The organism is Klebsiella sp. C239 (assembly GCF_048822715.1).
GTDB lineage: Bacteria > Pseudomonadota > Gammaproteobacteria > Enterobacterales > Enterobacteriaceae > Klebsiella > Klebsiella quasipneumoniae.
The window spans coordinates 133,025-147,003 of the sequence record NZ_JBMEZK010000007.1 but is presented as its reverse complement, the minus strand read 5'-3'; the positions used below and the strand labels follow the sequence as shown (position 1 = coordinate 147,003).

At 59.3% G+C, this 13,979-nt stretch carries 14 protein-coding genes; 4 read left to right on the top strand and 10 right to left on the bottom strand.

What is annotated here, in order from left to right; all coding sequences use genetic code 11:
* Positions 1 to 15: 15 nt before the first annotated feature.
* Both zapE and ACOI6Z_RS19185 read right to left on the bottom strand, forming a co-directional pair.
* Complete coding sequence (gene zapE, locus ACOI6Z_RS19190) at positions 16 to 1,077, bottom strand: cell division protein ZapE (RefSeq protein WP_420687484.1); 1,062 nt, start codon at positions 1,075 to 1,077, stop codon at positions 16 to 18.
* 81 nt (positions 1,078 to 1,158) lie between these two features.
* Complete coding sequence (locus ACOI6Z_RS19185) at positions 1,159 to 1,839, bottom strand: MgtC family protein (protein WP_032452970.1); 681 nt, start codon at positions 1,837 to 1,839, stop codon at positions 1,159 to 1,161.
* Positions 1,840 to 2,429: 590 nt separating this feature from the next.
* On the opposite strand from ACOI6Z_RS19185, the gene ACOI6Z_RS19180 reads away from it, so the two are divergent.
* Positions 2,430 to 3,836 carry an MFS transporter gene (locus tag ACOI6Z_RS19180; protein ID WP_420687483.1) on the top strand — a complete coding sequence of 469 codons (1,407 nt, stop codon included), beginning with the start codon at positions 2,430 to 2,432 and terminating at the stop codon, positions 3,834 to 3,836.
* 8 nt (positions 3,837 to 3,844) lie between these two features.
* On the opposite strand, the gene ACOI6Z_RS19175 is transcribed toward ACOI6Z_RS19180, so the two are convergent.
* From ACOI6Z_RS19175 to ACOI6Z_RS19160, 4 genes are all read right to left on the bottom strand, one after another.
* Positions 3,845 to 4,726: a LysR family transcriptional regulator gene (locus tag ACOI6Z_RS19175; RefSeq protein WP_023289814.1), complete on the bottom strand. Its 882-nt coding sequence runs from the start codon at positions 4,724 to 4,726 to the stop codon at positions 3,845 to 3,847.
* Between the two features lie 146 nt (positions 4,727 to 4,872).
* Positions 4,873 to 7,173, bottom strand: a complete 2,301-nt coding sequence (locus ACOI6Z_RS19170) for an FdhF/YdeP family oxidoreductase (protein ID WP_240247598.1) — start codon at positions 7,171 to 7,173, stop codon at positions 4,873 to 4,875.
* A gap of 320 nt (positions 7,174 to 7,493) precedes the next feature.
* Complete coding sequence (locus tag ACOI6Z_RS19165; protein ID WP_060589518.1) at positions 7,494 to 8,411, bottom strand: bestrophin family protein; 918 nt, start codon at positions 8,409 to 8,411, stop codon at positions 7,494 to 7,496.
* Between the two features lie 242 nt (positions 8,412 to 8,653).
* The gene (locus ACOI6Z_RS19160; RefSeq protein ID WP_420687482.1) at positions 8,654 to 9,595 is read right to left on the bottom strand and encodes a cation diffusion facilitator family transporter; all 942 of its coding nucleotides are present in this window, start codon (positions 9,593 to 9,595) and stop codon (positions 8,654 to 8,656) included.
* 221 nt (positions 9,596 to 9,816) lie between these two features.
* Between ACOI6Z_RS19160 and ACOI6Z_RS19155 the strand changes: the two genes are divergently transcribed.
* Positions 9,817 to 10,503: an ABC transporter substrate-binding protein gene (locus ACOI6Z_RS19155; protein ID WP_420687481.1), complete on the top strand. Its 687-nt coding sequence runs from the start codon at positions 9,817 to 9,819 to the stop codon at positions 10,501 to 10,503.
* Position 10,504: 1 nt separating this feature from the next.
* On the opposite strand, the gene ACOI6Z_RS19150 is transcribed toward ACOI6Z_RS19155, so the two are convergent.
* From ACOI6Z_RS19150 to ACOI6Z_RS19135, 4 genes are all read right to left on the bottom strand, one after another.
* On the bottom strand, positions 10,505 to 11,374 hold the full coding sequence (locus tag ACOI6Z_RS19150; protein ID WP_023289819.1) for an oxygenase MpaB family protein: 870 nt from the start codon (positions 11,372 to 11,374) through the stop codon (positions 10,505 to 10,507).
* Between the two features lie 113 nt (positions 11,375 to 11,487).
* On the bottom strand, positions 11,488 to 11,919 hold the full coding sequence (locus ACOI6Z_RS19145) for an OsmC family protein (RefSeq protein ID WP_004202630.1): 432 nt from the start codon (positions 11,917 to 11,919) through the stop codon (positions 11,488 to 11,490).
* A gap of 114 nt (positions 11,920 to 12,033) precedes the next feature.
* On the bottom strand, positions 12,034 to 12,180 hold the full coding sequence (locus ACOI6Z_RS19140; protein ID WP_032452980.1) for a hypothetical protein: 147 nt from the start codon (positions 12,178 to 12,180) through the stop codon (positions 12,034 to 12,036).
* Between the two features lie 15 nt (positions 12,181 to 12,195).
* Entirely contained in the window at positions 12,196 to 12,600 is a 405-nt protein-coding gene (locus tag ACOI6Z_RS19135) for a YdeI family stress tolerance OB fold protein (protein ID WP_032452981.1), read from the bottom strand.
* A 145-nt stretch (positions 12,601 to 12,745) separates the two neighbouring features.
* Between ACOI6Z_RS19135 and ACOI6Z_RS19130 the strand changes: the two genes are divergently transcribed.
* Positions 12,746 to 13,249 carry a hypothetical protein gene (locus ACOI6Z_RS19130; protein ID WP_101881166.1) on the top strand — a complete coding sequence of 168 codons (504 nt, stop codon included), beginning with the start codon at positions 12,746 to 12,748 and terminating at the stop codon, positions 13,247 to 13,249.
* Positions 13,250 to 13,257: 8 nt separating this feature from the next.
* Positions 13,258 to 13,704: a DUF421 domain-containing protein gene (locus ACOI6Z_RS19125; RefSeq protein WP_023289822.1), complete on the top strand. Its 447-nt coding sequence runs from the start codon at positions 13,258 to 13,260 to the stop codon at positions 13,702 to 13,704.
* Positions 13,705 to 13,979 lie beyond the last annotated feature (275 nt).

Sequence of the window (13,979 nt, the reverse complement as noted above, 5' to 3'; positions counted from 1 at the left end):
GCCGGGGCGTTTTTTTTATACCGCCCGCGGCAGCTGTTGCAGGCGGCTCCGCGTTCGCTGAATATCCTCCAGTTCCACCCCGGCCACCAGCGTCTCCAGGTCGCAGCGGGTCACCAGCAGCAGGCGGATCTGCTTTTCATACAGCACATCAATCACGTTGATAAAGCGCTGCTGGGCCGCCGGCCCTACCGTGGCCAGCGGCGGCACCTCGTCCAGCAACCAGACGGCATAACGTTCGCTGAGCGCCAGATAGTCCATCACCGCCGTGGCGGCCTGGCAGAGTTGGGCAAAAGAGAAATGGAGCAAGTCGGGTGACGCCGCGGCCGCCTGCAGCGTGCGATAGCCTACCGCCAGCGGAACCGGTTCGGCAGGCAGCGAGGGCAGATCGTACAGCTGACGCTGTTGTTCGCTCGGGTTAACCCATAGCCGCCCGCTGCAGAAGGCGTTATCCTGGCTCAGGTGCCGTTCGCGATAATCTTCCTCGCCGTTAAGCGCGACGACCGCCAGGTGGGCGCGGATCAGCGCGATCGACGGTAAAAAGCGATCGTGATACAGCGGATTAGGCAGCAGCATCTCCGGCGGGTAGTTAGAGGTTGCCAGCAGCACGATGCCCCGTTGAAAAAGGTGTTCCAGCAGCGCCTTTATCAGCATGGCGTCGCCGGGGTCGTGAAGATGAAATTCGTCAAAGCACAGCAGGCGGCAGCCGGAGGTCATCTGCATCATCACCGCCTGCAGGCCGGGCGCGCCGGGGGCATTCAGCCGCTGATGCAGTTCGCGGAAGAAGTGATGAAAATGGACCCGACGCCTGGCGGCGAGCGGCAGGCTGGCAAAAAAGTGGTCGAGAATAAAGCTTTTCCCTCGCCCGGTGCGTCCCCAAACGTACAGTCCCTGCGGCGTGCCGGGCGCGGACAACAGCTGCTGGCCCAGGGCGTCGAGGCGGGCGATGAGCGACAGCTGATCGTCGTCCAGCGTCAGACGGGCACGCGCCGCCTGCTCGGCCATCACGCGGGTAAAGCGACAATCAGCCGTCGTCATAGTCTGGCCTGTTTCCGACGGCACACATCCATTATTTAACATTCTTATAACCTCCGGCAGGAGGCCATTCTAGCCGCTTTCCCGCGGGTTGGCGAATCGCGCGGCGAGCGGCCATGTCTGTCTCTACGCTTCTCCGACGCGCCAGTGTACCGAGGTGACATTCTGCTGGCCGGCCACCTGCGCCATAATCTGCGCCAGCGTTTTGTGATGCTGCTTATGGCTAATCAGCTCCGCGCAAATCTCCAGCTGATCCGCCGTATCTGCCGCCGCCGACTGCAGCCCCTGCAGGGTGAACCTCTGCTGCTGAGCAATATTCAGCAGCAGCTGACGCACGGCTTTTTCATGCTCGCGTAAACAGGTGACGCGCAAGATATAGCGTTTCTCTTCGTCTCCGGCGCCCGGCAAGGCATGAATGCGCTGCGCCGCTTCGCGGAGCAGGATATTAGCGCACAGAATAATCAGCGTCGCCGCCGTCGCGTTCCAGAACTGTCCCAGGCCGCAGAGGACACCGATACCGGCCGAGCACCACAGGGTGGCGGCGGTATTGAGGCCGCGAACGTTCATGCCATCGCGCATAATCACTCCCGCCCCAAGGAAGCCGATACCGGAGACGATCTGCGCCGCAATGCGCCCGGGGCTGTCCGGCGACGCCGACATCGCGCTAAGAATAAACACCGCCGCGCCGGTGGCCACCAGCGCATTGGTCCGCAAGCCGGCCATACGTTGCCGCCACTGTCTTTCCGCGCCGATCAGCGCTCCCAGCAGCATCGCCGCAAGTAAATGTGTCATATAAGGAAATACCATCGCGCCTTCCTCCAGATAACAGAAAGCCAAAAATTATTGATGTCGCGCTCAGCCGCGCCGGGCAATTAGCGGGCGGGTGATGGTGGAGGAAATAAGCTGGTGGGAAACAGAAACATAACGGTGCCTCTCGCGTACGGTCGCGAATCACTACATTAAGGGAGGCAATCCGATAATCAAAGATTGCTGCCCGCCGGTTCGGCAAGCAGCGAAAACAGTCGCGTTAGCTTGCCGGAGAAAAACAATAAGGATGACTGTCCAACGCATGACTCCTGTATGAAAGTGGGCACATTATAGCCCGGCGTAATAGCGGGTAAAGCGGGAAAACGCCGCCGGTGAGGATTCGTTTACTCTGTCTGGCCCGGGCCCTGGGCAGCGCGATAACGCCAGGCGGGGAACATTGCCGCCCACGGTGATTTACTTCAATTCTTCCCCTGGCGTGCGGCGAAAAGCAGCATAAATCTCAACTTTCCTCCTGTACGGCGCGATCTTGCGCTAAAGATTGCCGTTAACGCTGAAGATTAAAAATTTAAAACTATTAACAATCACTTAACATTAGCAGGCAAACCATTCTTCCTGAGGAACACAACACCATGTCTACCACCCAGGTTCTCGGCGAAACGCCCTATGCTTCGCCAGGACAACCGCACGCCAGCTTAACCGGACGCATTGACGCGCTGCCCGCCTCCTTCGGGTTATGGTCGTTTATCACCCTGCTCTCTCTCGGCGGCTTCTTCGAGCTCTACGACTTGTTCCAGACCGGGTACATCAGCGCGGGCCTGCTGGCGGAGGGTATTTTCCACACCGGCGCGGCGGGGATCTTTGGCATCGCCGATCAGGCGGCCTTTGCCTCCGCCACCTTTATGGGGCTGTTTATCGGCGCGAGCCTGCTGGCGCCGCTGGCGGACAAGCTGGGACGCCGGCTGACCTTTATGGTGGCGCTCGCCTGGTACGGCTTTTTCTCGCTGCTGATGGCGACCCAGAGCAGCGCGGAAGGGGTGATCTTCTTCCGCTTTCTGGTAGGGATCGGCCTCGGCATTGAGCTGGTGACCATTGACACTTACCTCAGCGAATGGGTCCCTACCCACCTGCGCAATAAAGCCTTCGCCTTTGCCTTCTTTATTCAATTTCTGTCGGTTCCGGCGGTGGCGCTGATGTCCTGGATATTGGTGCCAACCACCCTCTTCGGCCTCAGCGGCTGGCGCTGGGTGATCATCTTCGGCGCGCTGTTCTCGCTGGCGATCTGGTTTATCCGCAAAAAATTGCCGGAGTCAGCCCGCTGGCTGGAAACCAAAGGGCGGCATGATGAGGCGCATGCGGTGATGTGCACGATGGAATCCCGCTGCGGCCTGACGCCGTCGCCGAAGCATGCGCAGGCGGCGGAGAGCGTCGTCAAACGCGGCACCTTCCGCGAAATCTGGGCGCCGCAGTATCGGCAGCGCACCCTGATGCTGATGGTGATGAATTTCTTCCAGGCGATCGGTTTCTTCGGCTTTGGCAACTGGCTGCCGGCATTGCTCTCCGGTCAGGGCGCCAGCATTACCCACAGTCTGCTGTACGCCTTCTTTATCACCCTCGCCTATCCGCTGGGCTGCCTGTTCTGCACCCGCTTCGTGCATCGCTTTGAGAACAAGTGGCAGATCGTCCTCTCCGCGCTGATGACCGTCATCTTCGGCACCCTGTTTGCCCTGCAGAACAGTCCGGTTCTGCTGGTGATCTGCGGGTTTATGATCACCTGGTCCAACGCCTGGCTGACCATCAGCTACCACGCCTACCAGGCCGAGGTCTTCCCGACCCATATTCGCGCCCGCGCCGTCGGCTTCTGCTACTCGTTCAGCCGGCTCTCGACCGCGGTGACCAGCATCCTGATCGGCATTATTCTGCAATATGCCGGCACGCCGGGGGTGATTAGCTTTATCGTCGTCAGTATGCTGATGGTGATGCTGTCGGTGGGGATCTTCGGCCCGAGAACCCGGGGCATTCGACTGGAGAATATCTGAGGCTGGCCTCAGCCAAAAATCCCCTGCGCCTCGGCGAAGCATTTTTCCGCCAGCGTCGAGACCGGCTCCTGCTGGCGCATAATCAGCGCCAGCTGCGAATCGACCTGGCTTTCGGCGATGGGCAGGATGTCAAGATTGTCGCTGAGGGCTTCCAGGCCGTTGTTGAGCGGCATGATGGCGCAGCAGATCCCCGCCTGCACCGCCTGGATTATCTGAAACGTCGAATCGCTTTCAAAGACAGACTTCGGCGTTAGCCCTTTGGCCTTAAAGCTGATTTCAATGGATTCCCGGTAGTACATTCCCTTGGTCAGAAAGCCAAGGGGCAGCGTCGCCAGCGTATCCCACCCCGGCGTCCCGTCGCTGAAGTCGAAATGGCGTTTATCGTGCAACAGTCCCATCCGAGTTTGCGGCAGCCGGGCGATCTTAAACAGACGTTCATCCAGATGCTGCAGGTAACAGATCCCCAGGTCCAGCTGGTTGCGGCTGACGCCATCGATAATCTGCTCCGAGGTCATTGACAGCAGGCTGAACTGCAGCGCCGGGTATTTCTCCGCGAGAGGTTTAATCAGCTGCATCGGATTGAGGCTCGCCAGCGGCACCATGCCAACCCTCAGCTGACCGACCATCTGTCCGCGACAAATGGCCGCCTCCGCCGCCAGACCGTCATGGGCGGCCAGCACCGCCCGCGCCCAGGCCAGGATCCGCTCCCCCTCCGGGGTAAAACCCTCGAAGCGCTGGCCGCGCTGGATAAGGGTCAGGTTCAGCTCCTCTTCCAGATTACGAATGCGCATGGAGAGGGTCGGCTGGGTAATATGGCAGGCTGCCGCCGCCTGGCCAAAATGGCGCGTCTGATCGAGCGCGATCAAATATTTGAGTTGCTTAATGTCCATTCTTTTTCCCGTTTGAACCCCGCCGTTCACCCCCGGGGCCGCGCACAGGTTACCAGAATGTTAGTTTCATAACCGATAAATTCAAGCGAGGAGACGAGGGGGCGACGGGCGCAGGACGGCGCGACTCCGCCCAACGCCCTCCTTCTTTAACGCACACCGGACAGCGGGCGGATCTCTTTCGAGCGCAGCGTCAGGCGGACGGGGACCGACTTATAGGAGGGCGTCCCGCTCTCTTCATCCAGATAGTTCAGCGGCACCAGCACGTTGGCTTCCGGATAATAGGCGCCGACGGTGCCGGGCGCGATGCCGTAGGCCACCACCGTGATATCTCTGAGCGTCAGCGAGCTGCCCGGCAGCGCAGTGTGGATATCGACCCGATCGCCATGCTCCAGACCCTGGGCGGCCATATCCTGCTCGTTCATAAACAGCACGTCGCGGCGGCCGAAGACGCCGCGGTAGCGGTCATCCATGGCGTAGATGGTGGTGTTGTACTGGTCGTGGCTGCGCAAGGTCACTAAGCGCATCACCTCCTCGCCCTCCACCACCACGTTCTCATGCACGCCTTTGAAAACCGAGAACATGGCTTTGCCGGTGGCGGTAGGCCAGATGCGCTCGGTCGGCGGCAGCGGCATGCGAAAGCCCCCGGGGTGGCGAATGCGCTGGTTATAATTTTCGAACCCCGGAATGGTCTGTTCGATCAGCTCCCGAATACGGTCGTAATCTTCCACCAGATACAGCCAGTCCACTTTGCTGGCCGGCAGAGTGGCCTTCGCCAGACCGGCGACAATCGCCGGCTCCGAGCGCAGCGTCGGCGAGGCGGGCTTTAGCTTGCCTGACGAGGCATGCACCATCGACATCGAATCCTCGACGGTGATCGACTGTCGGCCGCTGGCCTGCAGGTCAAGCTCGGTGCGGCCAAGGCACGGCAGAATAAAGGTCTCTTTCGCCGTCAGCAGGTGCGAGCGGTTGAGCTTGGTGCCGACGTGCACGCTGAGCTCAAGGCCGCGCATCGCCGGGAAGGCGCGTTCGTGATCCGGCATCGCCACGGCGAAGTTGCCCCCGAGGCAGATCAGGGCTTTGGCGTCGCCGGCGATCATGGCTTCCAGCGCCTTCACCGCATCGTGACCGTGATGCCGCGGCGGCGTGATCCCCATCACCCGCTGCAGGCTGTCGAGGAAGGCCGCGGAAGGTTTTTCGCTGATCCCAACGGTGCGGTTTCCCTGCACGTTAGAGTGGCCGCGCAGCGGACAGATGCCGGCCCCCGGCTTGCCGATATTGCCGCGCATCAGCAGCAGGTCGGCAATCAGCCGGACGTTGGAAGTGCCTTTATTATGCTGAGTGATCCCCATGCCGTAGGTGACGATGGTGGCCCTGGATTTGGCGTAGGCCACGGCGACCTGGGTCAGCGACTCGCGCGTCAAGCCGGACTCCTGCTCAATGTCCTGCCAGCGGGTGGCGTGCAGATCCTCGGCGAAGGCGGCGAACCCCTGGGTATGTTGCGCAATAAACGCGTGGTCGAGCACCTGGCCCTGCTCCTCCTCCAGCTGCAGCAGCGCTTTGGCGATCCCTTTCAGCGCCGCCGCGTCGCCGCCGGCCCGCACCTGGTAGTAGGTCGAAGCGATCGGCGTCGAGCGATACGTCGCCATCTCCATCACGTTTTGCGGGTCGGCAAAACGCTCCAGCGCCCGCTCACGCAGCGGATTAAAAACGATAATCGGCACGCCGCGGCGGGAAAGCTCATGCAGGGTGCCCATCATCCGCGGGTGGTTGGTGCCCGGATTATGGCCGATAGAGATCACCAGCTCGGTCTGGTCAAAATCATCGAGGGAAACGGTGCCTTTGCCAATGCCGATCGACTGCGGCAGGCCCACGCTGGTGGATTCATGGCACATGTTAGAGCAGTCGGGAAAGTTATTGGTGCCATACTCGCGGGCAAACAGCTGAAACAGCCACGCCGCTTCATTGGAGGCCCGTCCGGAGGTGTAGAATTCAACCTCATCCGGCTGCAGGCCGCGAAGGATCTCGCCGATACGGGCGAAAGCCTCTTCCCACGCCACCGGGCGCAGCGTGTCGCTGGCGCGGTCGTAAACCAAAGGATGGGTTAAGCGGCCATAGCCCTCCAGTTCAAAATCGCTTTTCGCCAGCAGGGAGGTCACGGTGTTAGCCGCGAGGAACGCTGGCGTCACCCGTTTGGTGGTCGCCTCCCAGGTCACAGCTTTGGCGCCGTTTTCGCAAAACTGAAAAGTGGATTTATGCTCTTTATCCGGCCAGGCGCAGCCCGGGCAATCGAAGCCGTCAGGTTGGTTGGTTCGCAGCAGCGTGGCGGGCGCTTCAAAGGCATCCATCTGGGTACGCACGGCGATGGCCGTCGCCTTCAACGCGCCCCACCCGCCTGCCGGACCGTCATAAGGGTGAACACCGGGAACCGCGCGTCTTTTATTGGTCATCTTTTTACTCCTGCTGCTCTGTTCTGGCCGCCGCCGGCTGAAAAAAAGCGTGCGACGACCCCGGCGACGAGGCGTGGTGTGCGCGGCGTCACCTGATAAGAATGCTGTTTCTCAAGGATAGTACGATGGGAAAGCGTAGGTACTGCGTTTGTTAACCGAATAATAACATACACCACAAATCTGTATAATTGATGTTATCTATCGGGTGTTAAATTTAACTTATTTGCAAATTTTGCTTTTATCGCCCCCTCCGCGCGGCGGGTCGCATGGGCGCGGGAAAGTGATGACCGGGCAGCGGAAACTGCCCGGTGCGCAGGGGCTCAGGTCAGGTTGAAGTACCGGTCCGGACGCAGCGTCTCCGGCAGCGGATGTTGACCGGTCATGTCGAGCAGATTGCGCTCAATGGTATTGCACATCGCGTTCAGCGGCAGGTCGTTGGCGGCGGTGCCGAAGGGATCTTCCAGCTCTTCCGCCAGTGAATCCCACGACAAAAAGGTGTAGGAGATAAAGACCGAGACAAACGGCGTCATGTAGTGCAGATCCCCGACCAGGGCGAACGGCAGCAGCGTGCAGAACAGATACACGGTGCGCTGGAGGATCAGGGTATAGGCGAACGGCACCGGGGTGGTGGCCAGCCTTTCGCAGCCACCCAGCACGTGCGCCAGCTCATCGAGTTTGTTGTCCATCAGCCCATAGGTGATGTCGCTAAGCTTGCCCGCCTCGCGCAGCTGGCCGATTTCGTTGCCGACCAGCAGCAGGATCCGGTTGGTGGGCATTGAGCTGGCGAGGATCTCCGCCACCTGGTCCGCCGGCAGCAACCGCCGCAGGTCAGCCGTCGGATCGGTTTTGCGCAGCTGGTGCTTCAGGCTCCAGCTAAAAGCCACCAGGTAGCTGACGATGCGGCGATGGGCATCGTGTTCGGCCGGCAGGATATTGCGCAACTGGCGCACCAGCGTACGTTCGGCGATAAGCACCGTCCCCCACAGATTGCGCGCCTCGACGAAGCGGCTGTAGCTGGCGCTGTTGCGAAAGCCGAGGAAAATCGCTATCGCGATCCCCAGCAGGCTGAACGGCGCCACCGTTAAGTGGATCCCCAACTGCGCGTACCATTGATAGCTGATAATGGCGATGATGGACATCAGCACATTAAGCAGCAGACGAAAGATGATTTTCGACAGCACGGAGCCGTGCCAGTCAAATAGGCGAAGAAACCAGTGTTGTTCTGGCCGAATGATCATTGTCTGACTTCCTGAATTACCGCTCTGGTTATTATCTCTAAATAAAAAATAGAGAGTATCGATGAACCGATTGGTTTATTTTATCGTTAACTGCAACGGGCAGATCTGCGCCATTATTTAGCGATGGTCATGGCCGGCTCAGTATGAGCCTTATTTATCGTTCGGGCAATCAAAGTGCGAGCGGGTGGCCGAGGAATAATGGCTCAGGGATAAAATAGCCGCTGAGCCAGTCTGTTTTCCGCTTATGACGTCAGGCAGTTTGCCTTCCCCGGCGAACCGGCAACCGCCGCGCTGGGATCGAGATGCACCATCACATTGAGCACCGGATGGTGCGCTATGACCCGCGCCCGCGCCTGCCGGGCAATCTGATGCCCTTCGGCTACCGACAGCTCTGCCGCCACCTCGAGATGGACATCCACCAGCACCAGATCCCCCGCCTTACGGGTTTTCAAATCGTGCAGACCCGCCACGCCCGGCGTGGCCCGCAGCGTGCCGGCGATCGCCCGCTGCGTCTCTTCATCGACGGCGCGGTCCATTAAATCGTGCAGCGCGGTGGCGGCGAAACGATAGCCCATCCGCGTAATCACCAGCCCCACCGCCAGCGCGGCGAGCGGATCGAACCAGGCAAACCCGGCCAGATTACCGATAATCCCCAGCGCCACCACCAGGGATGACGCGGCGTCCGAGCGGGCATGCCAGGCGTTGGCGATGAGCAGCGAGGAGTTCAGCCGCCTGGCGGCCGCCAGCATATAGCGAAACAGCCCCTCTTTGACCACCAGCGCCGTCAGCGCCATCCACAGCGCCACGCTGTGCACCGGCGCAATCGTCTGCGGTTGCGCGAGATGACCCGCTGCAGACCACAGCATACCGACTCCGACCAGCGCCAGGATCGCGCCGAGGACCAGAGAGGCGCCGTTCTCATAGCGCCAGTGGCCATAATGGTGATCGTGGTCAGAGGGCCGGCGACTCTTTTTATTCGCCACCAGCACAACGCCATCGGCGAGCAGATCGGAAAAAGAGTGCATTCCATCGGCAATTAACCCCTGGGAACCCGAGAATATTCCCACCGCAATCTGCAACGCGGAGAGAAAAATATTGACCACCACGCTAACCAGGGTACTCTTTCGCGCCTGCTCCGAACGCTGATGATATTTATTATCATTGTCAAAATTATGTTGTGTCATTATTTCTCTCCCTCAGTGAGCGGGAAGAATAAACTGACAAGCTGAGTTTATGCTTAACAATATAAAAGCCATTGCCTTGCGGTTTAACGAATTCGCTGCGGTCGTTAATGAATAGATTCTGAAAGTGTGGCCGGAGAGGTACAACCGCGCGCGGATGGACTATCTTATCACTGGCGCCGACAGGTCGGGCCGCCTTCTCTTAGCCACCACAGGAGTCAGCGATGTCAGATATCACACCCTCCCGGCTGCGTTTTGCCATTAATCTGGGCAATGCGGTACTGGCCCATCCTGGCGAAAGGGGCGTGCCGACAGGCATTACCCCCGAGCTCAGCCATCGACTGGCGAAGCGCTGGGGCGTCGCCGCCGAGTTCGTCACCTATCCTGCCGCCGGTAAAGTGGTGGCCGACGCCGGCGGCGAACGCTGGGATATTGCCTTTCTGGCCATCGATCCGGCACGGGAGGCGACCCTGCGCTTTACCTCTCCCTATATCACCATCCAGGGAACCGCGCTGGTGAGAGCCGGTTCGCCCTGCCAGAGCGTGGTCGATATGGATCGCCCGGCAACCACGATTAACGTCGGGCAAAACGCCGCCTACGATCTGTGGCTAACCCGCCATCTGCAGCACGCCAGCCTGAATCGTCTCCCCTCCTCGCAGGAGGCCATCGACGCCTTCCTCGCCGGTAAAGGGGATATGGTCGCCGGCATCCGTCAGCCGCTGGAGGCGACAGCGCGCCGCCATCCGGAGGTGCGGGTCCTGGCGGATAATTTTACCGAGATCCACCAGGCCATCTGCGTCGCCCGGGAAGACGTGGCCCGCTTTAGCGCAGTGAACGACGCGTTGAACGAATGGCGAGCGGACGGTAGCCTGGAGGCGCTGATTGCCCGGCACCTGAGCGAGGCGGGCTGAATCACGCCTCTGCCATCCGGCGCATGGCGCAATGCCAGGCGCCGTTGCGTACCGAGGCGCGCAGCACGCGGGCGATAGCCTGCACCATCAGACGCGTCGTGCGCCGCTGCAGCGGCGTCAGCGACAGTCCCAGCATCTCCTGCGCCCATGGCGGCAGAAGATCGATCCCGGCCCGCATCATCACCTGGCCAACCGGCTGACTCAGGCGACCCGGCAGACGGGTGGTGAGCAGCACCTCGGCCACCTCCCGGGTACGTTCGTCACAGCGCAGCTGCGGGCGCATCGCCTCAAGATAGTCCGCGACCTCATTCGGCGTCCGGGGAATATCCTCGGCCCCCAGCCGGCGAGCGATCTCCGCCGACTCGCGAAAATAGTCCTCCTGGCGCTGGACGCTGACCACCGTGCGCTTATAGCGCAGGTGGGAGGCCATAAAGCGGCTGCACTCGGCGACATGCACCCAGGTCAACAGCGCCGGGTCGCTTGCCTGATACGGCGTGCCGTCCTTATCCACCCCGGCGATCCGCTGATGGATCCCCTGCACTTTGGCGATCAGCCGCTCCGCGTCAGGGGTGGCGGCAAAGGTGGTGGCGGAGATAAACTGACTGGTGCGGCGCAGGCGGCCAAAGATATCCTCGCGAAAACGGGAGTGGTCCCAGACGCCGGCCAGCGCCAGGGGATGCAGCATCTGCAGCAGCAGCGCGCTAATGCCGCCGCACAACATAGAGGTAAAATCGCCATGCACCTGCCAGATGGCTGATTGCGGACCAAACAGCCCCGGCTCCCCTTTGGGCTGTTCAAAATCAATCTCTTTTAGCGCCATACCGGTCAGGCCGAGCACCTGCGCCTCGATCATCCCGCGAATGCCGATCATGATGGAGTCCTTTACGTTTGCGAAAGGACCCAAGATACCACTATTGCGCAGCGGAGGCAGTGGCGGGGAGAGAGATCGCGGGAACGGTGCCCGCAGAGTGCGGGCACGACAGCTTACGGATTCAGCTGGTAGTCGAGGGTGATATTGGCTTTCAGCACCTGCGATACCGGGCAGCCGGCCTTCGCTTTCTGGATGATCTCATCGAACGCCGCCGGCGCGACGCCCGGCAGGACAATCTGGCTTTGCAGCGCGATGTCGGTTATCGCAAACCCGCCGTCGGTTTTATTGAGGGTGACCACCGCGGTGGTGTCGATGGACGTCGCGGTATAGCCCTCTTCGCTGAGCATCAGCGACAGAGCCATCGAGAAGCAGGCGGCATGCGCGGCGCCGATCAGCTCCTCGGGGTTGGTGCCTTTCACCCCTTCAAAGCGGGTGTTAAAGCCGTAGGGCTGCTGGCTCAGCGCCCCGCTCTCCGTCGACACGGTGCCTTTGCCATGCTTGAGATCGCCTTCCCAGTGCGCCAGCCCTTTCTTATGAATCGCCATATGACTCCTCCTGTGATGATGTCGAACAAAAAGTATAGTGCCTGATGCCGAACCTGCGTCTATTCTGCAGCCCGCCACCCCGGCGTTCCCGAAAAGTACCCGTTGCGGGTGACGCTAACGGCCATCGTGAGGATGATAAGGATCGGTTTTGTCATCCTCGCTGTCGTCCCGTTTACGCGGCACTTCGCCCTGTTCGCCCGGCGCCTCGCGCGCAGGGTGCTTCCCGCGCTCCTCGCCGTGCGGGTGAGATGTTGTGCTCATACCGGCAAGCTCCCCTTATTTAGGCGACTGTTTGAGCAGGCGATCGATACGCACTACCGGTGGCGTCATTTTGCGATCAAGGCTACCGTTAATACTGACCAGATCGTCAGGCTCTACATGCTGTTCATTAAACGCGGCAACCGGAATAATGGCGGTGATGGTGCCGCTTTTATCACGAAACTGATAACGGTCATCTCCCTGCCGGGTCAGCAGATTGCCGCGCAGCGAAATCGTGGCGCCGTCGTGCATGGTTTTCGCCTGCTCAACGGTCATGATCCGCCCCTCCTCGACGCCGCGATAGCCGTCATCCAGTTTGTGCGGCGGCGGCGGCGCGGCATCCTGGCTAAAACCGCCCTTATCGTCCGCTTGCGCGACAGCGGCGGCAAACAAACAGGCCATGGCCAAGGCTAATTTTTTCATCATGCCTCCTTGTTTTTGCTGATGAACAGAATAAAGCCTGGCTGAGGCTGGCCATTTTTACAAAGTCAATTGTTCTGATATCGTCTAATATAAGAATGTCCTTATCGTTGCGCTGATGCCGAAACGAAACGCGGGAAAAATAATAATGATTGAGAATCAACAGCCTTGTCCCATCGTCGACGAAAATGAACGAGCCCTCCGCTTTGAATATCGCTTCAGGCGCTATGGGATAATTGCACTCAGCCTCATTATCCTTACCGCGTTAAGCGGCCTGTGGTCCTCTGGTTATTTCAGTGAGGCGCACCGGGAAAGCGCCGGAGGTGAATTAATCGTCGATTACCAGCGTTATGCCAGACTGATGAGTGAAACCGAACTCAATATTCAGATCAAACCCACCAAGGAAAATGACACCACGATCAGCTTCGCCGCCACGTTATTAACTCGCTACCAGCTTGGCGATATCCGCCCGCAGCCGGATAAAATGTACAGTGCCGACGGGAAATTATATCTGGTGTATCAGCGGACGACCAGCCGCTCGCCGCTCTCGGTGTGGTTAGCGATTACCCCCAAAACCATAGGCACGCTCTCCCTGCAGGCGGCCGTCAACGATCGCCCTGCCGTCAGCTGGCAGCAGTTTGTCTATCCGTAGGAGTCGCGATGGAAATGGTCCTTAGAGCCGCAGCAATCTATCTGATATTGCTGATTATTTTCAAGATTGCCGGCAGACGAACCCTGATGCAGTTAACGAATTTTGACCTGATATTGCTGCTGATTATCAGCGAAGCCACCCAGCAGGCGATGCTCAGCACAGACTATTCCGTCACCGGTTCGATGCTGACTATCGTCACCCTGGTCAGTATTGATATTTTATTTGGTTATATTAAGAAAAAATTTGCCCAGGCGGAAAATTTCCTTGATGGCACGCCGGTTATCGTGGTGGAAAATGGTGCTGTCATCGATGAGAAAATCAAGCTCGTCAATATTTCTGTCGATGATATCCTGCTGGCGGCCAGGCAGCACCATGGGATTTATGAACTGAAAGCGATCAAATTCGCTATTCTCGAACGTAACGGCCAGATATCCATTATTCCGCAACAGGAATAACAGCGGAATAGCTATTTATCGCGCTCCGGTTGTTTATCCCCCGATTCCGGGGCGCGGGTGGCGTCATCCTCTTCTTTTTCAACGCTACGCGTGTTTAATGTCAACATTTTTCCTCCTCGCGGGTTGTCAGGGACCTTACAGATTATAGAACCTCAATGTCTGCTTATGCAGAAACAGGCCAGAGTCATCACGATATGTCGCCTGATTCACACTGCGCTTATTCCAGGATATTTCCCACCTCACCGTTGTTATTTGTGCTTAATAATTATTCGATC